The sequence below is a fragment of the Methylobacterium brachiatum genome (genome assembly GCF_900113845.1).
GTDB lineage: Bacteria > Pseudomonadota > Alphaproteobacteria > Rhizobiales > Beijerinckiaceae > Methylobacterium > Methylobacterium brachiatum.
In genome coordinates this window covers 1-19,883 of the sequence record NZ_FOQW01000019.1, presented here as the reverse complement: position 1 = coordinate 19,883, position 19,883 = coordinate 1, and the positions used below count along the sequence as shown (strand labels likewise).

Annotated in this window: 15 protein-coding genes; 10 read left to right on the top strand and 5 right to left on the bottom strand. The window is 66.3% G+C overall.

What is annotated here, in order from left to right; translation table 11 throughout:
- Nucleotides 1-2: 2 nt before the first annotated feature.
- The 5 genes from BMZ47_RS22280 to BMZ47_RS22260 all read left to right on the top strand — a co-directional run bounded on the left by BMZ47_RS22280 (nt 3) and on the right by BMZ47_RS22260 (nt 5,799).
- A complete protein-coding gene (locus tag BMZ47_RS22280) occupies nt 3-980 on the top strand; it encodes an ABC transporter substrate-binding protein (protein ID WP_091864254.1) in 978 nt (325 codons plus the stop codon).
- Entirely contained in the window at nt 977-3,010 is a 2,034-nt protein-coding gene (locus tag BMZ47_RS22275) for a sensor histidine kinase (protein WP_091864253.1), read from the top strand. Before BMZ47_RS22280 ends, BMZ47_RS22275 begins: the two co-directional genes overlap by 4 nt.
- Complete coding sequence (locus BMZ47_RS22270; RefSeq protein WP_007568653.1) at nt 3,007-3,405, top strand: response regulator; 399 nt, start codon at nt 3,007-3,009, stop codon at nt 3,403-3,405. The genes BMZ47_RS22275 and BMZ47_RS22270 overlap by 4 nt, the downstream gene beginning before the upstream one ends.
- Nucleotides 3,402-4,667: an adenylate/guanylate cyclase domain-containing protein gene (locus BMZ47_RS22265; protein WP_091864252.1), complete on the top strand. Its 1,266-nt coding sequence runs from the start codon at nt 3,402-3,404 to the stop codon at nt 4,665-4,667. The genes BMZ47_RS22270 and BMZ47_RS22265 overlap by 4 nt, the downstream gene beginning before the upstream one ends.
- A 145-nt stretch (nt 4,668-4,812) precedes the next feature.
- Nucleotides 4,813-5,799 carry an ABC transporter substrate-binding protein gene (locus tag BMZ47_RS22260; RefSeq protein WP_091864314.1) on the top strand — a complete coding sequence of 329 codons (987 nt, stop codon included), beginning with the start codon at nt 4,813-4,815 and terminating at the stop codon, nt 5,797-5,799.
- Between the two features lie 240 nt (nt 5,800-6,039).
- Here BMZ47_RS22260 and BMZ47_RS22255 read toward each other — a convergent pair whose 3' ends face one another.
- Nucleotides 6,040-6,726 (bottom strand): response regulator transcription factor, encoded by a 687-nt coding sequence (locus tag BMZ47_RS22255; RefSeq protein ID WP_091864251.1) that lies wholly within the window; start codon nt 6,724-6,726, stop codon nt 6,040-6,042.
- A 425-nt stretch (nt 6,727-7,151) separates the two neighbouring features.
- On the opposite strand from BMZ47_RS22255, the gene BMZ47_RS22250 reads away from it, so the two are divergent.
- Nucleotides 7,152-8,129, top strand: a complete 978-nt coding sequence (locus tag BMZ47_RS22250) for an alginate O-acetyltransferase AlgX-related protein (RefSeq protein ID WP_091864250.1) — start codon at nt 7,152-7,154, stop codon at nt 8,127-8,129.
- Here BMZ47_RS22250 and BMZ47_RS22245 read toward each other — a convergent pair.
- Nucleotides 8,059-8,619: an STM3941 family protein gene (locus BMZ47_RS22245; RefSeq protein ID WP_244536906.1), complete on the bottom strand. Its 561-nt coding sequence runs from the start codon at nt 8,617-8,619 to the stop codon at nt 8,059-8,061. The genes BMZ47_RS22250 and BMZ47_RS22245 overlap by 71 nt on opposite strands.
- A gap of 196 nt (nt 8,620-8,815) precedes the next feature.
- Here BMZ47_RS22245 and BMZ47_RS22240 point away from each other — a divergent pair, with 196 nt between their 5' ends.
- The 4 genes from BMZ47_RS22240 (at nt 8,816) to BMZ47_RS22235 (ending at nt 10,974) form a co-directional block, all read left to right on the top strand.
- Complete coding sequence (locus BMZ47_RS22240) at nt 8,816-9,085, top strand: hypothetical protein (RefSeq protein ID WP_091864249.1); 270 nt, start codon at nt 8,816-8,818, stop codon at nt 9,083-9,085.
- A gap of 229 nt (nt 9,086-9,314) precedes the next feature.
- Nucleotides 9,315-9,587: a hypothetical protein gene (locus BMZ47_RS28200; RefSeq protein WP_139221047.1), complete on the top strand. Its 273-nt coding sequence runs from the start codon at nt 9,315-9,317 to the stop codon at nt 9,585-9,587.
- A complete protein-coding gene (locus BMZ47_RS28685) occupies nt 9,587-9,733 on the top strand; it encodes a hypothetical protein (RefSeq protein ID WP_167369086.1) in 147 nt (48 codons plus the stop codon). The genes BMZ47_RS28200 and BMZ47_RS28685 overlap by 1 nt, the downstream gene beginning before the upstream one ends.
- 143 nt (nt 9,734-9,876) lie before the next feature.
- Entirely contained in the window at nt 9,877-10,974 is a 1,098-nt protein-coding gene (locus BMZ47_RS22235) for a hypothetical protein (protein WP_091864248.1), read from the top strand.
- A 1-nt stretch (nt 10,975) separates the two neighbouring features.
- Here BMZ47_RS22235 and BMZ47_RS22230 read toward each other — a convergent pair whose 3' ends face one another.
- The 3 genes from BMZ47_RS22230 to BMZ47_RS22225 all read right to left on the bottom strand — a co-directional run bounded on the left by BMZ47_RS22230 (nt 10,976) and on the right by BMZ47_RS22225 (nt 19,755).
- Nucleotides 10,976-12,046, bottom strand: a complete 1,071-nt coding sequence (locus BMZ47_RS22230) for an IS630 family transposase (protein WP_139221046.1) — start codon at nt 12,044-12,046, stop codon at nt 10,976-10,978.
- Nucleotides 12,047-12,252: 206 nt separating this feature from the next.
- The gene (locus tag BMZ47_RS28195; RefSeq protein WP_139221045.1) at nt 12,253-12,576 is read right to left on the bottom strand and encodes a hypothetical protein; all 324 of its coding nucleotides are present in this window, start codon (nt 12,574-12,576) and stop codon (nt 12,253-12,255) included.
- Nucleotides 12,577-12,624: 48 nt separating this feature from the next.
- Nucleotides 12,625-19,755, bottom strand: coding sequence for a hemagglutinin repeat-containing protein (locus BMZ47_RS22225; protein ID WP_208601087.1), 7,131 nt, complete (start codon nt 19,753-19,755; stop codon nt 12,625-12,627).
- Nucleotides 19,756-19,883: the final 128 nt, after the last annotated feature.

The following is a 19,883-nucleotide window of genomic DNA, read 5'->3' as shown; positions in this document are numbered from 1 at the left end:
GGATGAGGCGGCGGACCATCATCGCCGGCTTGTCCTGGGCCGCGGCCGGCTGGCCGCTGGCTCCGTGGGCGCAGGAGCAGCCGCGCGTGGCCGCGCTCTGGCCGTTCGTGGACGGAGGCGCCGAGGGCCGCTCGCTCGCGCACACCTTCCGGTCGGCCCTGCGCGATCACGGACGGACGACGCTGCAGATCGATGATCGCTGGGGCGGCGCGGATGTCGAGCGCACGCGCGCGCTGGCGGCCGAGATCGTGCAGTCGAACCCGCAGGTGATCTTCGCCTTCCTGAACGCGCAGCTCTCCGCCTTGTCCGCCCTGACAAAGACGATCCCGATCGTCTTCGTCGGCGCCTCCGATCCGGTCACGTCCGGCTACGTCGCCAGCCTGCAGCGGCCCGGCGGAAACATCACCGGCTTCACCCTGTACGAGGCGTCGCTGGCGGGGAAATGGCTGGCCGCACTCCGGGAAGCTGCGCCGACGATCCGCCACGTCACGCTGCTGTCCAACCCGAACACGGAGGTCCGGCGCGGCGCCTTCTACTCGGAGGCGCTCACGACCACCGGGGCGGCCATCGGCATCGAGACCGAGGTGGTGTTGGTCACCACCGCCGACGCGATCGACCCGGTCGTCGCAGGCCTCGGCCGGCGGGGGGATGCCGGGCTGATCGTGGCGCCCGGCACCTTCAGCGAAGCCAACGGCGACCGCATCGTCGCCCTCACGGCCCAGCATCGCGTCCCGACGGTCTTCGCGATCCGGCGCTTCGCCCACCGGGGCGGCCTGATGTCGTACGGCCCCGACCCGGCCGACGCGGTGCGCCGCGCGGCGTCCTACGTGGATCGCATCCTCCACGGCGAGAAACCCGCGACGCTCCCGGTCCAGGCGCCGACGAAATTCGATTTCATCGTGAACCTCAAGACCGCGCGCACTCTGGGGCTGACGATCTCGTCGGCGCTGCTCGCCCAGGCGGACGAGATCGTCGAATGATGGCGCGTGATGCGGCTCCGTCGCAGGGCAGCACAGCCGCCGAGCGCTTCCGCCTGCCGCTCGCGGCGAAGTTCGCGGTCGCCTTCGTCGGGCTGGTGACCCTCGTCCTGCTGATCAACGGTGCCGTCGACCTGTTCCTGAATTACGGCGACGCCAAGCGGAACGCGATCGAGGTCCAGCGGGAGAAGGCGCACGCCGCGGCGGAGCGGGTCGAGGCCTTCATCTCCGAGATCGAGAGCCAGATCGGCTGGACCACCCGGGCCGAGTGGCGCCGGATCTCTCCCGAGCAGCAGCGCTACGACTTCATCCGGCTGCTGCGGCAGGCGCCCGCCATCACGGAGGTCGCCTATCTCGATCCGAGCGGCAAGGAGCAGCTGCGGGTCTCGCGGCTGGAGCCGGACGCGGTCGGCAGCGGCAAGGATTTCTCGACGGCGCCGGCCTTCACCCAGGCGATCGCCGGAAAGGTCTGGTTCGGCCCGGTCTACTTCCGGCGGGGCTCCGAGCCGTACATGACCGTGTCGGTGGCCCATGCCGGACGCGACCCCGGCGTGACGATGGCCGAGGTCAACCTGAAGCTGATCTGGGACGTCGTCAGCAGCATTCACAACGGCTCGGGCGGCTACGCCTTCGTGGTCACCGCCACGGGCCGGTTGATCGCCCACCCGGATCTGAGCCTTGTCCTGCGCGACACCGACCTGTCGAGCCTGCCGGAAGTGGCGGCCGCTTTGTCCGCACGCGGCTCCGCGGGGAACGCGGACGCGGCGGATTACGAGATCGCCACCGCGTTGGACGGCGGTTCGGTGCTGGCGGCCCATGCCACCATCCCGCGCGTCGACTGGATCGTCTTCGTCCAGCTGCCGCTGGGCGAGGCCATGGCGCCGCTCTATGCCTCGGTCGTTCAGACCCTGTCGCTGATGGGGCTCGGGGTGATGCTCGCGACGGTGGCCGGGACCTTCCTGGCCCACCGCATGGTTGTGCCGATACGGCAGCTCGAGGACGGCGCGGAACGCTTCGGGTCCGGGGATCTCTCGGAGCGCATCGTGATCCGCACCGGCGACGAGATCGAGACCTTGGCCGACCGCTTCAACCTCATGGCAAGCCGGGTCCAGGAATCCTACGAGACCCTGGAGGCCAAGGTCGAGGAGCGGACCCGCGACCTCAACACCTCGCTCGAGGATCTCCACAAGGCCCAGAACCGGCTGATCCAGTCCGAGAAGCTCGCCTCCCTGGGGCAGCTCACGGCGGGCATCGCGCACGAGATCAAGAACCCGCTGAACTTCGTGAACAACTTCGCGTCGCTATCGTCCGAGCTGGTCGACGAGCTTCAGGAGGTGTTGCAACCTGCAAACCTGGACGCGAAGACCCGCGCGGAGGTCGACGAGATCGCCGATCTGCTCAAGGGCAACCTCGGCAAGGTCGTGCAGCACGGCAAGCGCGCCGACTCGATCATCAAGAACATGCTGCTGCATTCCCGCTCCGGATCCGGCGAGCACCGCCCCGTCGAGATCAACGCCCTGGTCGAGGAGAGCCTGAACCTCGCCTATCACGGTGCCCGGGCGGCGCAGCCGAGCTTCAACATCACCCTCCTGCGCGATTACGATCCGGCGGCCGGCTCTGCCGATGTCTACCCGCAGGAGTTGACCCGCGTCCTCCTGAACCTGATGTCGAACGGGTTCTACGCCACCGAGAAGCGCAAGGCGGCCGGAGCCGAGCCGGGCTATGAGCCGACCCTGTCGGTGACCACCCGCGATCTCGGCGACAGGGTCGAGATCCGGGTCCGGGACAACGGCACCGGGATCCCGGACAGCGTGAAGGCCAAGATGTTCGACCCGTTCTTCACCACCAAGCCGGCCGGCGAGGGCACGGGCCTCGGCCTGTCGCTCAGCCACGACATCTTGGTGAAGCAGCATGGCGGGTCGATCGATGTCGCCACCGAGCCCGGGCACTTCACCGAATTCACGATCACGCTGCCCCGCGATGGCGCGACCCAGGCGCACCCCATCGTCGCCCCAGCCAAGAGCGAGCCATGAACGTCCTCATCCTCGTCGTGGACGATGAGCCCGACGTCACCGACCTGTTCCGGCAGCAATTCCGCCGCGAGCTCCGCGCCGGTCGGTTCGCGATGGAATTCGCGCATTCGGCCCCCGAGGCGCTGGCCTGCGTCAAAGCTTCGGACGGTGCGAGCCTCATCCTCATGTTCTCGGACATCAACATGCCGGGCATGACCGGGCTCGAACTCCTGCCGCTCGTGCGCGAAGCGCGCCCCGATGTCCCGGTGATCATGATCACGGCCTACGGCGATGCCGAGACCCGCCAGAAGGTCCTGGCCGGCGGCGCCGTGGACTTGATCACCAAGCCGATCGATTTCGACCTGCTGCGGACCGAGATTGAGAGCCGCCTCGCCTCCGTCGCGGGGCCGGCATGACCTCAGACCTGCCGCCCGCCAAGATCCTGGTCGTCGACGACGAGCCGGATCTCGAGGCGCTGATCACCCAGAAATTCCGGCGCCAGATCCGCGGCGGCCAGGTCACCTTCTTGTTCGCGCATGACGGGCACGAGGCCCTGGAGCTGCTCGGCGCAAACCGCGACGTCGACCTGGTCGTGTCGGACATCAACATGCCCGGCATGGACGGGCTGACGCTGCTCGCCAAGCTGCAGGAATCCGACGACAAGCTCTCGACCATCATCGTCTCGGCCTATGGCGACATGGCCAATATCCGCACCGCCATGAATCGCGGGGCTTTCGACTTCCTCACCAAGCCGATCGACTTCACCGATCTCGAGACGACGATCGAGCGGACGCTGCGGCACGTCGGGAGCCTGCGCGAGGGGCGCCGACGGCAGATGATGGCCGAGCGCGCGCACGCTTCGCTGGCGCGGTACTTCTCGCCCAATCTCGCCGAGCGCCTGGCGGGGGACGCGTCGGGTCTGGAGCTCGGCGGCGTTCGGCGCGAGGTGGCCTCGCTGTTCACCGACATCGCCGGCTTCACCGGGCTCGTGGAGAGCCTGGACCCGGCGCAGCTCGCCGAGATCCTGAACGGCTACTTCGCCGAGATGACCGACCTCGTCTTCGCCCATGAGGGCACCGTCGCCAAGATCGTCGGCGACGCGCTCCACGTCCTGTTCGGGGCACCGGGCGACCAGCCGGACCACGCGGCCCGGGCGGTCGCCTGCGCGCTATCCCTCGATACGGCCTCGGAGGCGTTCCGGGCCCGCTGGCGGGATCGGGGGATCGAGATCGGCGCGACGCGGATCGGCGTCCATGCCGGGCCGGCCATCGTCGGGAATTTCGGCGGCGGCCGCTATTTCGACTACACGGCCTACGGCGACACCATCAACACCTCCGCCCGCCTGGAGAATGCCAACAAGGCCTTCGGAACCCGGATCTGCGTCAGCCAGAGCGTGGTGATCCGGGCGGAGCAGTTTCGCGGCCGGCCTGTCGGCGACCTCCTCCTGCGCGGGAAGCAGGGCGCGCTGCGCGCCTTCGAGCCTTTGACCGAGGAGGAATATGACGGCGAGACGCTGAGCCGCTACCTCGACGCCTTCGCCAAGCTGGAGGCTGGCGAGGCCGGGGCCATGCCGGCCTTCGCGGCGCTGGTCGGATTGCGGCCCGACGATGCGTTGTCGGCCTTCCATCTCAAGCGGCTGCTCAACGGAGCCTCCGGAACGCGCATTGAGGTGCGCTGAGCACGATCGCATCCTCGACCCGCCGGCCGCGATGGCGGACACTCGAGGCCCCCTGCCCCATCCGTCGAGCGCCCTGCAGGATGCCCCGTCCTTCGACCAGCCGACAGCACGACCGCCCATGCCCCCGCGCAGCGAGGGCAGCCGGATGAGACGCCGCGACGTCCTCGCGAGCCTCGGCGGCGCGGCCGCTTGGCCGGCAACCGGACATGCGCAGACCCCGGCGCGGCGCCGGCTCGGCATCCTCCTGGTCTACGGAGAGAGCCATCCCGACGTGCCGATCATCGTCGACACGCTCAAGGACAGCCTGGGGCGGCTCGGCTGGACTTGGGGCCAGAACCTGACGGTCGACCTGCGGCTGGGCGACGGCGATGCCGAGAAGATGCGCCGCCAAGCCAGCGAGCTGCTGGCGGCGAAACCGGACCTGATCTTCTCGCAGGGCGTCGTCGGCACGACCGCCGTCAAGCAGGCCACCACGACGACCCCGGTGGTGTTCATTCAGGTGCAGGATCCGGTCGGCGGCGGTTTCGTGACCAGCCTGGCGCGGCCGGGCGGCAACCTCACCGGGTTCAGCAACTTCGACTACACGTTCGTCGGCAAGTGGCTGCAGCTCTTGAAGGAACTCAGCCCGAGCGTGACGCGGGCGCGCGCCATCATCAACCCGGATTATCCGACGCGCTTCGCCGGTTACGCCGCCGAACTCGCGCGGACCGGCCCAGGTCTCGGTATCCGGGCCGAGGCCAGCGGCGTGCACGACGCCGCCGAGATCGAGCAGGCGATCACCACCTTGGCCGCGGAGCCCAAAGCCGGCCTGATCGTGCTGCCGGATGCGATCACGGGCGTCTACAGCCGCCAGATCATCGATCTGACCGCCAAGCTCCGGCTGCCCGCAGTCTATGCCTATGCGGCACAGGTCCAGCTCGGCGGCCTCGCCGCCTACACCACCAGCGTGGCCCGGGACGTCCAGCAGGCGGCCGGCTATATCGACCGGATCCTGAGAGGGGCCGCGGTCGGCGACCTGCCCGTGCAGGCGAGCGAACGCTTTCTGACCGTCATCAACCTCAAGACCGCGGCGGCCCTGGGCTTGACGATCACGCCCTCGCTCCTGGCGAAGGCCGATGCTTTGATCGAGTAGGGCGCGCTGGAGCGCGCGAGCGGTTTCGCCGCGGAGCGCAGGGAAGATCGGCGCTCCCGCATGGATCGCGTGATCGGACGACGCCACGGACCCACATGGTGCAGGCACCGTAAAACGCGGACCGGTGTCCGTGCGCGGTGTGCCTCAGACATCCCGTGGCTTCGGCTCCCGCTCTCCTTCGATAGCGGGGGATGGCCGGGCGAGGGATCTGCCGTCCCCCGGGGATCCGGTCGCGTCCGATCAGCTCACGAACGCGTATCCGAGGTAGCGCCGCACCTCGATCGGATCGAAGCTCAGCTTCTCACGGAGCTTCTTGCGAAGCTTGCTGATGTGGCTCTCCACGACGCTCTCGTCGACGTCGCTGGTGAAGGCACCGTAGACGGCGTTGAAGACCTGTTCCTTCGTCAGCCTGCGGCCGCGATTGCGGATCAGGAGTTCGAGGATCTGCCGCTCGCGTCGCGGCAGGGCGATCTTCTCCCCGTCGATATCGGGGTCGCGGCCGTCGAAATACACTCTCAGCCGCTCGGTCCGATCCGCCGCTTCCTTGGCCGTCGTATGCTGTGAGCGCTGCGAGCGCCGCCAGACCGATTCAGTCCGGGCCATGATCTCGCGCACGTGGACCGGCTTGCGGACGACGTCGTCGATGCCGGCCGTGAACAGGTCCAGGGTCTCGGTCAGGCTGCGCGTCTCGATCATGGCGATGATCGGCGCCCGGGACCGTTTGTGGATGAGGTCGGGGAGGCTGGATCGCTGCGCGCAATCACCGAGGAGGAAGCCCTGGACGGCGTCCAGATCCGGTTCCCGAGCCGTCTGCAGCCAGCCCTTGAAATCGGATGCCAGTAGTCCGACCGCGGATACGCCTTCTCTGCTGAAGCTCGCAACGTAACCGTCGGTCACCATCGACCGCTCATCCATGACGACGTACACTACCTCGGCACTCCTCTACTACCCGATGCGGACCGAATGGCCTGACCACGCTGACGTGGTCGCTCCTTTACGCTCCGCTTCTGATCAAACCGCTAAGGCCAAAGATTAAAACTTGATGTGAAATTGATTTATGCTGCGTTTATGGCATTTTTCCGTCCGGTTAAGGGTCTTTATGATTCATGTTCCGGCAAAATCGCGCCCTGATGCATAGTTATTGGGTGTATTATCGAGAAATTTTCTGTCGGTTCGATTTTTTTAACCTTCGAAATCCTCAGCTGTATGGATATTCGGACTTTGAATGAGATGGACCACGACCTGATCGGCGAAACATATTGGCATTGGGGGCATGCCGTCTGGGCACAGGCACAGGCCGAAGCTTAGGCGGGCCGCCGATGACGGTGGTAAGCTTGGTGGACCCTGAGTAAGTGAACGCGATGCCTTCGCTCGATCCACCGCCTCCCAACTTTCCACGCGTCCTGATCGGCAACGCGGGGTGGCGCTTTCTGGGCGACGGTAACAATTTCTCCCTGTCGCAGATGGTGGGCCTGATCCGCGCTTCGGGCAGCGTCACCCACCAATGGTCGAACGTCCTGCGGTCAAGAACGGCACGCTACGGTGCGCAGACCAAGACGTTCATCATGCCGGAGAAGACCTGCCTCTATCAGAGATATCTGCCCGACAATCTCCATGTAACGCCCGAGAGATTTGCGACGTTTCTCGCCAATGTCGGATGGGCGCATTACATCTTTTACGACCACGTCAAGCAGCAGAATGCCGGTGACCTCTATCACCAGGGCGATAGCCACACGACGGCGTATGGCGGCTATGAAGCGTCGCGCGAGATCGTTCGGACCTTGGGTCTGGATGCGGACGCCTTCGAGCCGACCTGGTCGACGAGACCCGTTGTGAGCTTCGACCTGTTCGAACCGGGCGAGGACCATCCGACCCTGAGCGAACGCGTCATCGCGAACGGCCCGAGCCTGGAAGTCACGACCAACGGCGTGCAAAACCGGGGATGCGTGACGCGGATCGTCAATCCACAGGGCGCCGCCCATCGCTTGCTGATCTTCGGCGACTCGTTCGCGAACCTGTATCTCTGTTACGGCATCGCGCTGTACGTCCGGGACGTGACGTTCGTGCATTCCGTAGCCTTCGACTACGAGATGATCGAGCGCTATCGGCCGGACTTCATCGTCGGCGAGATTGCCGAGCGGTTCCTGATCGAAGCCCCGGCCGAGGGGGCGTCGCTCGCGGCGATCCTGCAGAGCAAGCTCGTGGACGACGCGCTGAGCCCCGCGGAGGCCGCGCAGTTCATAACCAGCTACGAGCCGCTCAAGGATCTCTACGGGCCGGCGATGGTGCCGACGCTCCAGGAGATTCAGCGCAGGTTCGGCCCCGCGTGACGGCCTCGGCCAATGCCGGGAAGCCGCCGCGCAGATCGGCGGCGGCCATCCAGTAGCCGTACGGCCCGAACGCCCGGTTCACGCGCGCCATACGGCGTGCCCAGGTGGTCCACGGCAACGCCGCGTCGGCGTTCGGATCCACCTCAAGGACCAGCATGGACTGCCGCTGGATCTGCACGGGCGTGATCGCGCGGATCGCCTCCCACGGGATCCAATCCGTCGACAGCCTGCGATCGAAGATCCCGCGCGGCCCGACGGACACCACCGGGCCACGCTGAAACAATTTCGGGAGGAGCAGGACCGCGCAAAGACCGAAGAGGGCGATGCTTCCGTACGCGACGAGTTCGGCGAAGCTACCGGGTGCCACGCCGCGCCGCCCGGTGCCGGGATGGGCATAGAGCATCCCGATGCCGACGGCGACGAAGCCGCAGCTGACCACGAGCAATCCAACGATGCGCAGGGGCGAGCGCCGGATGTCGATGCTGTTCACGGACCTCACTCCGATCGACCTCGAGCCCCATACCAGATCCCGCGTGTGACCGGTCAGAGGGTGATTACACACCGCCAGGGCTCCACCCGAAAAGCCATATTCCGCCGATCTGGTGCCGTGGCGGTGATCATACCGATCGAGGGAACCTGCAGCATGCCTATGATCGCGCCGATGCGATTCGACCGAGGGGGCGGCGATGCCTGATCTCCGCTGGGTCGCGGGCCCGGTCCACTGCACCGACCTCGTGGACGCGTTCGGCAAGGTGTTCGGCTATGTTGGACCGTGTTCGACCGGCGCCCGCGGCTACGTCGTTCAGTCGGGCTCGGAATGGCCGCCGAGGCCGGCGGCTTTCACCGACCACGCGCATGCCGATGCGGCGCGCCTCTGGGTGGAAACCGAAGTCGCCGCGCGATCCCTCCGTCCGATCCGCGTGATCCGAGACAGGGAAGCGGCGGACGGCACGTGAGCATCACGGTCACGCCGCGCAGCAGCGTCCCCCGGCAGGATACTAAGTGTCTGAAATACAGAGAGCACCGTCGCGCGCGACGCGCATTTGCGGCGTAGTCCGACCGCGCGGACACGGGTACAGCACCAACTACCGGTCGATCGCTGTCAAAACTTGCTGAAAATTGCGCCGGTGGCGCTCCCAGGGGAAGCGCGAAAACTCAATCCAGAACAGGCACTTACCTGAAGGTTTGGGCGAAATCCGCCCCATTGATTCTCAAGGCATTTCGGATCGGCCGCCCAACCCGACCAGCGTTCACACGAATGAAAACGCCGTCGCGGGGGTAAAGGCCCGCAACGGCGCTGAGAAGATCGGCTCCCGCAAAAAAACCGAGCGTAGAGATAGGGCCGTCCGCCCGGTCCTGGCAAGCGCCCTGACGGCGGTGCTGGACAGCCAGGGCATGGTCGTCAGCGTGCTTGCCGGCCGCACCGCGGCCCGGGCCTTCCTGCGAGGAGGCGTCTGATGCCGACCATCCTCTGCCAGCTCGAAGCGGTGCTCCGCTTCCTGTCGAACGATCCCGGCGACCCGAACATGCAGGCTTGCCGCGACGGCCTGCGCCAGGCGATGGCCGCCCTGAAGCGCCACATCCAGATGGGGTGCTCACGGTGAGCGCCCCGCGGACGATTCCGCCGCTGCCGGTGCCGGGGACCAAGTTCCCGCCGCTGCCGGCCGCCCTGGACCCAATGCGGGCCTAGCCCCGCTGGGTCGTCTGGCGCTGGGAACCGCATCCGAAGTCCGGCAAGCACACCAAGGTGCCGTACAAAGCCGACGCCCCGCAGGCCAAGGCGGCCAGCAACCGACCGAACACGTGGTGCATCTTCGAGGTTGCGGTCGCCGCCTACGAGGCAGGCAAGGCGCACGGCGTTGGCTTCATGCTCGCCGGTTCGACCTTCGGCATGTTCGACTTGGACGATTGCCGGAATCCGGGGACGGGCGAGAGCGCGGATTGGGCCCAGGCACAGGTCAACCGGTCCGGCAGCTACGCCGAGGTCACCACGTCGGGCACAGGTCTGCGCATCATCGGACGCGCGACGGGCCCCAAGGTCCACCGCGACCAGGCGGTGCTCGGCTCGGGCGGCGGCCGGATTGAGACCTACCGGAGCTGCGAGCGGTACGTAGTGGTGACCGGCGACCATCTGCCGGGTTCGCCCGACTATCTGGGCGAGCTGGATGCCGAGATCGACGCCACGGTGGAGCTGCTCGACTTGGCGGGCTCCGGCAGCCGCGCCGACACGTCGGCCGAGGATGTGCAGCCGTCAGCGACGCGTGAGACACCGCGGCGGGATCTGCCGCCCGAACTGGTGCAGCTGATCGAGTGCGGGACGCCCGGAGACCGCTCCAAGGAGTTCCATCATGTTGTCGGCTGGCTCAAGGACTACGGTTGGGAGGTGGCCGAGATCGTCGACTTGCTGGCGCGCCACCCGGCCGGCATCGGTGAGAAGTACGCGGACCGGCTGCCCGAGGAGGCCAAGCGCTGCTGGGACAAGGCGAAGGTGAAGCCCCGCCGGCAGCGGAGCACACTGCCGTTCGACGAACTGGTGACCGAGGACTCGGCCACGATCCGCTTCGTGGAGCTCTACGGCGATAGCCTCCGCTTCTGCCACGACCACAGGGCTTGGTTCGAATGGACCGGCGCGGCGTGGAGCAAGAACCGGATCGGGATCGCCCTCCGTTGGGCGCGCGAGTTGGCCCGGGAACTGGGGCGGTCGCTCGGGGACGATCCGAAAGCTAAGGCCATCTTGGGCAAGACGGCCTTCGCCGCGGGCGTCGAGAAGTTCGCCTGCACTGATGCGGCCTTCGCGGTGACCCAGGAGGCCTGGGACGCCAACCTGTGGCTGCCAGTGCACTGACTCAGACGGATGGTTCAGGGGATCGGCTGACGGCTGCGATGATGTCGGTGGCGGGCTTGGTCCAAACGAAGGGTTTGGCGCGCCGGTTGTGTTCGGCGATGTAGCGTTTGATGGCCGCCTGCAGGTCGACGACGCCGGTGAAGGAGCCTCGCCGCAGCCGACGACGGGTGAGCGCTGAGAAGAAGCCCTCGACCGCGTTGAGCCACGAGGCCGAGGTCGGGGTGAAGTGGAACGTCCAGCGCGGATGCCGGGCGAGCCAGGCGCGCACCTTCGGATGTTTGTGGGTGGCGACGTTGTCGAGGATCGCGTGGATCGCCTTGCCGGGCGGGACGGCGGCCTCGACGGCGTTGAGGAACCGGATGAACTCACCGTTCCGATGGCGCTGCATGCTGCGGCCGAGCACTGTACCCGCCAGGACATCGAGGGCAGCAAACAGCGTCGTCGTGTCGTGACGGGTATAGTCGTGGGTCTGGGCGGCGGGATGGCCGGGGGCGAGTGGCCGGTCGGGGCGGGTTCGCTCCAGCGCCTGAATCTGGCTCTTCTCGTCGATGGACAGCACCACCGCATGGGCCGGCGGATCCATGTAGAGGCCAACGACATCCTCGACCTTGGCGGCGAAGGCGGGATCGCGCGAGCGCTTGAACGTGCGCAGACGATGCGGCTGAAGACGGTGAGCGTCCCAGATCCGCTGCACGGCCCGTAACGAGATCCCGACAGCACGAGCTACGGCACGACCAGTCCAGTGCGTGACCTCGCCCGGCGGCTCCGAGCAGGTCAGCGCCAGGACCTCGGCGACCGTCTCGGTCGAATGGGGCGGCGTGCCGGGTGGACGTGTCTTGTCGCGCAGCAGACCTTCGACGCCCGCCTCGGCGTAGCGCTGCTGCCAGCGCCACACGGCCGGGCGGCTGACGCCCGCCCGCCGGGCGACGTCCTGGACGCTCAGGCGCTCGGCCGAGAGCAGGACGATGCGGGCGCGCTGGATGTGTTTGAGTGGGCGCGATCGATCCTGCGCGATTGCAGCGAGCCGGGTCACATCGGCTGCATCGGGAAGCACGCACACAGTCTGAGCCATCGGCCAGACTCGCACACCTCATCCCGCCCGTGAATCCTTCGTCCGCGTCACTGCACTAGCTATCGAACGGTCCTCTTCTTCGGTTGGAGGAACAGCAATAAGGCGCCCTATAAGTTCAATTAACTCGTCTCTTTTTTCATAATTATTTTCTTCGGATCTCATTGGGCATAGCTCAAATTGTGATGATGTCCGTGGCGCATAAGTTTTTATTGTCCCCTCCTTTCAAAATAACCTTCAAGACCATCAACTTGTTCTGCTAGTTTTTCCGAATCATCAAGATTGTCGGCCACGAGCATAAACAGGCCGCGCTTACCAACAGCATATGCCATATCATCAGAAAAACCTTGGTTCGGAGGCGGCGACAAGATGATTTTCCTGTTGCGGAAAAATAGCCAGAATGTCTTTCTTTCTATTACGAAATCTTCAAATAATTCGCCTGTGTGTAAATTTATTAAGTGCTTCAAATTATCCCTAGCATGATTTTCGGCGATAATTCTAGCTTCTTCTTTAGACAGCTGCTCGGTATTCATTTTAGCACTAATCCAGATTGAGATAGACGATTTGGAGTAAGCGTAATTTTATTCTCTATATTTTGAATCTCCAACTCTCACTTGAAAATTCGGAGATAGTTTTACAATGCTGCCTGATTGAGGATCTATAAATACTGCCCGGCCTTCTAAATTAAGGAAACCTATGATGTGCCGGGTTCCAGGTTGAAGAATTACAACTGCGCCATATGCACCGTTACCCTGAGATACGATATCTTGAATGGCAGCTTCGACAGTCAAAGGACCCCTTGTTCCCCAAACTTTGATATCTTTCTCATATCGAGTACCCCCCGGCTCTGCGGTCGCATTTAAATCACCTGCCTTTCCATCGGTCGAAGCAGCAGCCATTCGGTCCATGAAAGCATTTACGCATGAAACACAGTTCGTGCTCGTGCCGGCCTCACCCTCGGTGTATCCTGGATTTATACCCTTCAATAGCGGAAACTCGGCATCGAGTGGCCTCATTTCCGTGTAGATGGATGGGAGAGCGCTGCCAGATCTGCCTCCGACTTCCGTCGGCGCCCGCTCGGTATCGCCCGCAGAAGGCTTGGTAGATCCTTCTTTATCCAACGGACTAGCGGCATCTCCCGCAAACCGCGTGCCGAGCACCGTCGTCACGATTGTATTCGCAAGCTCGGCGCCCATCTGCGCCGCCTGTCCGGTGACGAAACAGCCCGAAGCCTGGCCGTTGGCTTCACAATTGGCCGCCCCCGCCAGCACACCATCCACGCGCTGGCTCAAAACCGAGGAACCGCCCACCGGCACCTGATTGGCAATTAGCCGCTGCGCGTAGTCGTCCAGGCCCAGTGACTGAAGCGCCAGGATCTCGCCGTACAAGTCGTTTTTGTTGAGATCCTCTCGGTCGATCAGGCCGTTCACGCAGGCGATCGTTCGGCATGCGTCGAGAGCGCGCTCCTGGTCGAAGTCGATAGCCTCGTATTTCTTGGAGACCTCGCTTTTGCAGGCCGCCACATCGGCCGCCGCGTCGCACGCCTTCAGGTCCGTGGCCAGATCCTGGCGCTGCTTATGGTTCAGGTAATTGTGTGTGACGTTGTCATACCCTAGGGCTGCTCCGAGCCGCCCGCTGGCGAGGCCCCCGACCAGCGTCCCGACCCACTGCGTGATCGCCGCCTGCTGTGCATCCGTCAGGTTCGGGTTCGCCCGCAGAACCTGCTGGAGCACCCCGTTGGCCACCTCGCTCGCCCCGCCCGCCAGCGCCCCGCTGGCCACGTTCCCGCCGGCCAGTTGTGCCGTCAGCGCCCCCACCGCCGCGTGCAGCACCGTCTTCTCCGCCGAGCCCTCCTCCAGCCCGAGGCTCTTCGACAGCGCGCCCACGCCGATGTTCATCAGCTCGGACAAAGCCGCCACGCTGCGCTGGCGTGCCTGCAGCCGCTCGATGTCGAACGGCCGGGCCTCGCGGTTGGCCGCGCTCGCGTCCCGGTTCAGGCCCGAGAGGTCCTGACCCTGGTTGCGCAGCTCCAGTGTGCCCGGTGACAGCGTCGCCCGCGCCACGCCCGAGCTCGATTGCCGTACCGGCATGCCGACCTGCGGCAGCGGCAGCCCGCCCGCGCCCAGGCTGAACCCCATGCTCGAACTCATCGCCCGGGTGCTGCCGAGCAGGTCCGAGAAGGTCAGGTGATCGGCCGACAGCCGGTTCTGCGACGGATCCGCCGTCGCGCCGATCACCCCGCCGATCAGGTTCACCCCGCCGCCGACCGTCAGCTGGTAGCCGCCCGCCCCCGCGAGCAGGCCGCTCTGCTCGGACACGTTGCGTGAATCACCGCGCACGCTGCCGCGGCTCGCCCCGCCCGAGACGCTGCCGCCGCCGAAACGCGCCTGCGCCTGGAGGATGCTCTCCCGGTAGCGCGCCGTGTCGAACCGGCTCTCGATCGTCAGGTCGCCGCCGACCGAGGCCACGATCTGCCCGCCCGTGACCGTGGCCCCGCGCAGGCTCGTGTCCCCGCCCGAGGTCAGGCTGACCGTGCCGGTGCCCGAGACCTGGCTGTCGACCTGCCGGACCTCGTGGCTCTGGCCGGTGTCGCTGGCGTAGCCGGCCGAGCCCGCCGGGCCGCCCTTAACCGGATCGAACCCGGCCGCCGCCCGCGTGGAGCGGGACCCGAAGATCCGGTCGATGGCAGCCTGGGCGCTCTCCAGCAGGATGTCCTGCCCGGCCGTGAGGCTGACGTTGCCGGGCTCGCCCGTCGGCCGGCCCCGGGCGTCGACGCCGGCCGCGATCCGGGTTCCGACCGCGTGGAGGCTGCCCTGCTCGGCCTCGATCGTGGTCGAGCCGCCGCCGCGCAGCGACGTGCCCACCGGGGTCGCGCTGTCCTGCAGCATCCGGCTGGAGCTGTGCTCGAACCCGGCCGTGATCGAGACGGAGCCGAGATCGGCGGGCATGTCCCTGAGATCGCCGCCCTTCTTCTGCCAGGCGTTGTAGGCGTCCTCCGCCTTGCCGAGCGCCTGGACGGTCCGGTAGGCGGCCAGCGCGGTCGGGGCGATGCTCTCGGAGCCGATGCGGCCGCCCAGGCCGTCGGCGGCCTGGGCGAGGGTGTTGCCCGCCCCGATCAGCGGCGAGGACAGGTTGCCGCTGATCCCGGCGAAGAACCGGTCGTGCTGCGACGCCGCGATCGCGTGGTCGAGGGCGGCCAGCAGGTTGACGTTGCGGCCGGCCTGCAGGCGCAGGTCGCGCTCGGCCGAGGCGTCGGTCGCCGCCAGGGTGATGTCGCGCCCGGCCACGACGGTCAGGTCGCGCCCGGCCCGCAGCACCGCGGGCACGTTGTCGTTGTCGGCCTGCAGGCTGCGGTCGGTGGCCGTGCGCAGGCCCACGCCGACCGACACGGTATCGCCGTTCAGCGAGGCCTGGATGCCGAACCCGCTCCGGCGCCGGTCGGTCGTGACCGTCCGGCTGTCCGTGCCGGGGCTGACGGTGACGTCCCGCCCGGCCGTGATCGCGAGGTCGCGCCCGGCCACGATGGCCGAGCCGACGATGTTCACGTCGAGCCCGGCGATCACCCTGGCGTCGCCGCCGGCCACCAGGGTGGAGGGTGCGTTGGTGGCCTGGGTGACCGATCCGGTGGTGCGCCGTGTCTGGTAGACGTCGAGCCCGCCGTCGCCGCCGAACAGGCCCAGGCCCGCGCTGCGCCGGGCCAGGATCGTCTGGCTCAGATCCTCCCCGGCCAGCACCGAGATCGAGCCGGCCGCGCGCATGTCGAGGTTGCCCCCGGCCACGAGGTGGCTGGCCTTCACGGTGATGTCGCTGCCCGAGACGACGGCGAGGTCGCCTCCGGCCGCCACCAGGGATGGCACGTTGATCTGGCCGGTCTGGCTGATCAGGGTGCGCGAGGACGAGAACAGCCCGTCATGGCGTGAGAACGCCGTGGTCGCAGTCGTGTCGAGCGCCGACGCGATGGTGATCGGCCCGCCCGCGGCCAGCAGCCCCGCGCCACCGGCCGTGAGGGTGGAGCCGAGCACCGAGAGCGCGCCGCCGGCCAGCACGGTGAGGTCGCCCCCGGCCGCCACCAGGGCGCCGTGGTTGATCGTGCTGGCGGTGGCGATCCAGGCGTTGCGGTTGCCCACCAGGCTGGTGTTGGTCACGGCTTGCGCGGCAATCAGGATGTTGCCGCCGGCGCTGAGGGTGAGGCCGTCGCGGGCCAGGAGCGCGCCGCCGCGGTCGATCAGGTCGCCGCGGGTGAAGATCCCCAGGGTGCCGGCGCTGACCACGCCGCCGGGCTGCAGGACGTTCTGGGCGAACAGGCCGCTGCCGAGCCCGACGCGGCGCTCGTTGAGGAAGGTGCCGGCGTCGATGATCATCGTGCCGGAGGCGAGCAGCGAGCCGGTGTTGGTGATCTGGTCGCCCGAGAGGAAGACGCTGTTGCCCTGGATGACGCCGCCGGCTTGCTGGGTCCAATCGGCGAGCCGGCCCGGGGGCAGGATCAACTGGGGGGCGAGCGTCGGCTGTCCGTCGATGGTGCGCTGCTCGTACCAGAGCATCGGACGGGTGAGGCTGGCCTTCTGTTGGGCCGACAGGCTGTCGCCGAGGTGGATGTCGGGGTTGGCCTGGAGGAACTCGACGGAGCCCTGGTACAGCGCCTCCTGCTGGGCGCGGGGGTTGCGGTAGCGCTGGTCGAGGATGGGGCTGCCGGTCTGGTCCAGCAGCGCCTGGCCGATCAGCCGCTGCTCCATGGTTTGGTCCGCGAACACCGACACGCCCGGCGGAAGCGCGCTCCCGCCCGCCCGCGCAAGGATCGTCGCCGGGCCGCTGGCCTCGCTCCCGCCGGCGAACGGGCTGGCATACCGGTAGGTGGTGCCGCCGACCTGGGTGGGAGACGGCGCGTCGAAGCCCGCGAGGTTGGCGTCCACGCGGCCGCCGCGCAGGCTGGCATTTCCGACGTCGGCGCCTGCGAAGCTGTTGTCCTCCAGTCCGTACGGGCCGTAGCTCAGGCGTCCGCCCATGGCGCGGCCCCCGCCGATGCCATAGCCGCCCAACGCGCCGCCGATCGCCCCGGGTGCGAACCCGGCACCCTGGTCGAGCGGCCCTGCGGCGACCCCATAGCCGTAGATGTTGCGCCCGAGCCGACCGCCCATCGCCCCGGGTGTGAACCCGGCGCCCTGGTCGAGCGGCCCTGCGGCGAAGCCGGAGCCATACCCGTTAAGAGCGCGCCCGAACCGGCCGCCGGCCGCGCCGGGCGTGAATCCGGGGCCCCGGTCCATACGCCCTGCGGCGACGCCATAGCCGTAGATCTTGCGCCCAAGCCGACTGCTGCTCGCGCCGGACGTGAAACCAGCGCCCTGATCGAGTCGGCCCGCGTCAACGCCCGCCGGGCCGACCTCGTCGCCTGCGACCGAACCGCTTTGTGCACCGCTGTCGAAATTGTGGCCCGAGAGCCCGCTGCCTGTTGCATAATCCGTGAGTTCGATGGTGCCGCTCGGCGGCCCCGTCGGCGTCGTTATGATCGTACTGCTTGAGCGGTTGACGATCGTGTTCGCTTGGATCGCGATAGTATCGCCGGTGATCAGGCCTGTGTTGGTCAGGCTTCCAGCCGACAGGACGACGTTTTGGCCCGTGAACACCGCTTTATTATTTTTATAAGTATCTTGTTCCCAGCCCCCTCCTGGAAGCTCGCCAGAGCCTACTTTCGCGAGGAAATACCTGAAATGCACCCCTGATTCGCGGTTCAGATTTTCGATTGATCCCGCTTTGGCGTATAGGGTGCCTCCAGCCTGGATGACCGACGCAACATTTCTGATCGCACCCGCCTCGATAGACAGATCGCCGCTGGCCATAATATAGGCGGGATACGAAGTTTCTCGGTAAAGAATACGCTCTTTGACGACGTTTTTTTCTTGAATTTTTACATCAAGAACGACAGGGCCAAGATCATCAATTGCCTGCGGTGTTCTTGTGTTGAGCAGGGTCCCACCAATCTTGATGCCGAGTGAACCCCCTGCGTTAATGACGCCGGCGGTGTTGGTGAGATTGCCGGCCGAAATAAGGGTCATATCGCCGGCAGACGTGAGCGCGCCGTTGATCGTGATGTCGCCGGAGAACGCGAGGTAGAGGCGGCCTTTGATATCGAATCGCTGGCCGGCGGCGACGGTGAAGCCTCGGTCGCCGAGCGAGACGGCGAGATCACGTCCGTATTCGAACCGGCCCTGGGCGATGCCATTGACGCCGAACAGATCCAGTTTGGCCTGCCTGGCGCTGATTGCGGCGAGTTCGATGCCTCTGATCAGCGAGTTGGGCTCGTTGCCGAGTGCACCAGCCACATTAATCGTCAGGTTTCGCGCTTCCAGCACGGCGATCTGATCCGCGGAGCCTGCGTTCGACAGGTTCGCAGCCTGGAAGACCAAAGTGTCAGCTTGGATCGTACCGGCGTTCCCAGCATCGCCCGCAACGTTGATGCCCATTTGATTGGCGCGGATGCTAGCCCCGGCTTTATTAACGAAAGTATTTGACGAAGCGATCAATGTTCCGCTCGCCTCGATCTCCTTACCATTGGCGAGCGACTGTCCAATTTGAAGGGCGATGTCTGTCGCTTTGAGCGTACCGTCGTTTTCGAGATCGCCGCCGGTGCTGAGTCCGAGGAGGCCTTTCGCCATCAGAGTTCCGGCATTGTACGCCTTATCTGATATGACGAGGTTCACGGCCTCTCCGGTGATGCTGCCGTCGCCGCGATTCTTCAGATTCTGAGCATGGACCTCGACCAAGCCGGCAGCTGAGATTTCGCCGGAATTGCCCAGATCTTTTTTGACGTTTAACTTGAGGTTACGGGCGCTTAGTACGCCAGCATTATCGCTGTCATAATTTTCAGCACTGATCGTCGCGTTTCCGCCGAATTTTAAGCTTCCCTTATTGCTGAGGAGACCGGCGATCTGAACGCTACCCAGGCCGTTGCCCAGGATGGCATTAGTATTCGTGAGGCTTGCGGCCGAGAGGGTGAGGTCTCCGGTTGTCTCGATACGGCCCCCGTTGTCGGCTGCGCCGGTGAGCGCGAGGCGGATGGATGCGCCCGAGAGGTGCCCGGCCGGGCCGTTGGCGAAGTCGCCCGCCTCGACATCGAGGCCGTTGGCGGCCACGAGTTGGCCGAGGTTGGACAGGTGGCCGGAGCCGAGGCGCACCACCACTTCGGTGCCGCCCGTCTTGGCCGCGCCCGCGGTGGCCTCGTAGCCGCCGGCGGTCAGCGCGAGCCGGCCGCCGGCGATGATGTTGCCGCTGGAGGCGACGATGCCGCCGGCGGTGAGGTTGAGGTCGCCGTCCCGGGCGATCAGACTACCAGCGTTGTCGATGCGGCCACCGACTGCAACCGTCAACGCATTGAGGGCGCCGATCTGGCCGTTGTTAGTGAGGTCACCTCCAACATTTAGGGTGTATGTGCGGCCGAGGAGACTACCGTTATTGATGTACGAACCGGAGATCTGGAGCGCCAAAGCACCGCCACTCACGATTACACCACTGTTAGTGAGGGTCGTGGTCGTGAGAGCGAGGTCCCCGGTGGTCTCGATACGGCCCTTGTTGTCGGCTGCGCCGGTGAGCGCGAGGCGGATGGATGCGCCCGAGAGATGCCCGGCCGGGCCGTTGGCGAAGTCGCCCGCTTCGATGTCGAGGCCGTTGGCGGCCACGAGTTGGCCGAGGTTGGACAGGTGGCCGGAGCCGAGGCGCACCACCACTTCGGTGCCGCCCGTCCGCGCGAAGGCCGCGGTGGCCTCGTAGCCGCCGGCGGTCAGCGCGAGGCGACCCTTGGCGACGATGTCGCCGCTGGAGGCGACGATGCCGCCGGCGGTGAGGTTGA

Coding starts and splice junctions, on each gene's coding strand:
- BMZ47_RS22280 (WP_091864254.1), top strand. CDS start 3: ATGAGGCGGCGGACCATCATCGCCGGCTTGTCCTGGGCCGCGGCCGGC.
- BMZ47_RS22275 (WP_091864253.1), top strand. CDS start 977: ATGATGGCGCGTGATGCGGCTCCGTCGCAGGGCAGCACAGCCGCCGAG.
- BMZ47_RS22270 (WP_007568653.1), top strand. CDS start 3,007: ATGAACGTCCTCATCCTCGTCGTGGACGATGAGCCCGACGTCACCGAC.
- BMZ47_RS22265 (WP_091864252.1), top strand. CDS start 3,402: ATGACCTCAGACCTGCCGCCCGCCAAGATCCTGGTCGTCGACGACGAG.
- BMZ47_RS22260 (WP_091864314.1), top strand. CDS start 4,813: ATGAGACGCCGCGACGTCCTCGCGAGCCTCGGCGGCGCGGCCGCTTGG.
- BMZ47_RS22240 (WP_091864249.1), top strand. CDS start 8,816: ATGCCTGATCTCCGCTGGGTCGCGGGCCCGGTCCACTGCACCGACCTC.
- BMZ47_RS28685 (WP_167369086.1), top strand. CDS start 9,587: ATGCCGACCATCCTCTGCCAGCTCGAAGCGGTGCTCCGCTTCCTGTCG.
- BMZ47_RS22230 (WP_139221046.1), bottom strand. CDS start 12,046: ATGGCTCAGACTGTGTGCGTGCTTCCCGATGCAGCCGATGTGACCCGG.
- BMZ47_RS28195 (WP_139221045.1), bottom strand. CDS start 12,576: ATGAATACCGAGCAGCTGTCTAAAGAAGAAGCTAGAATTATCGCCGAA.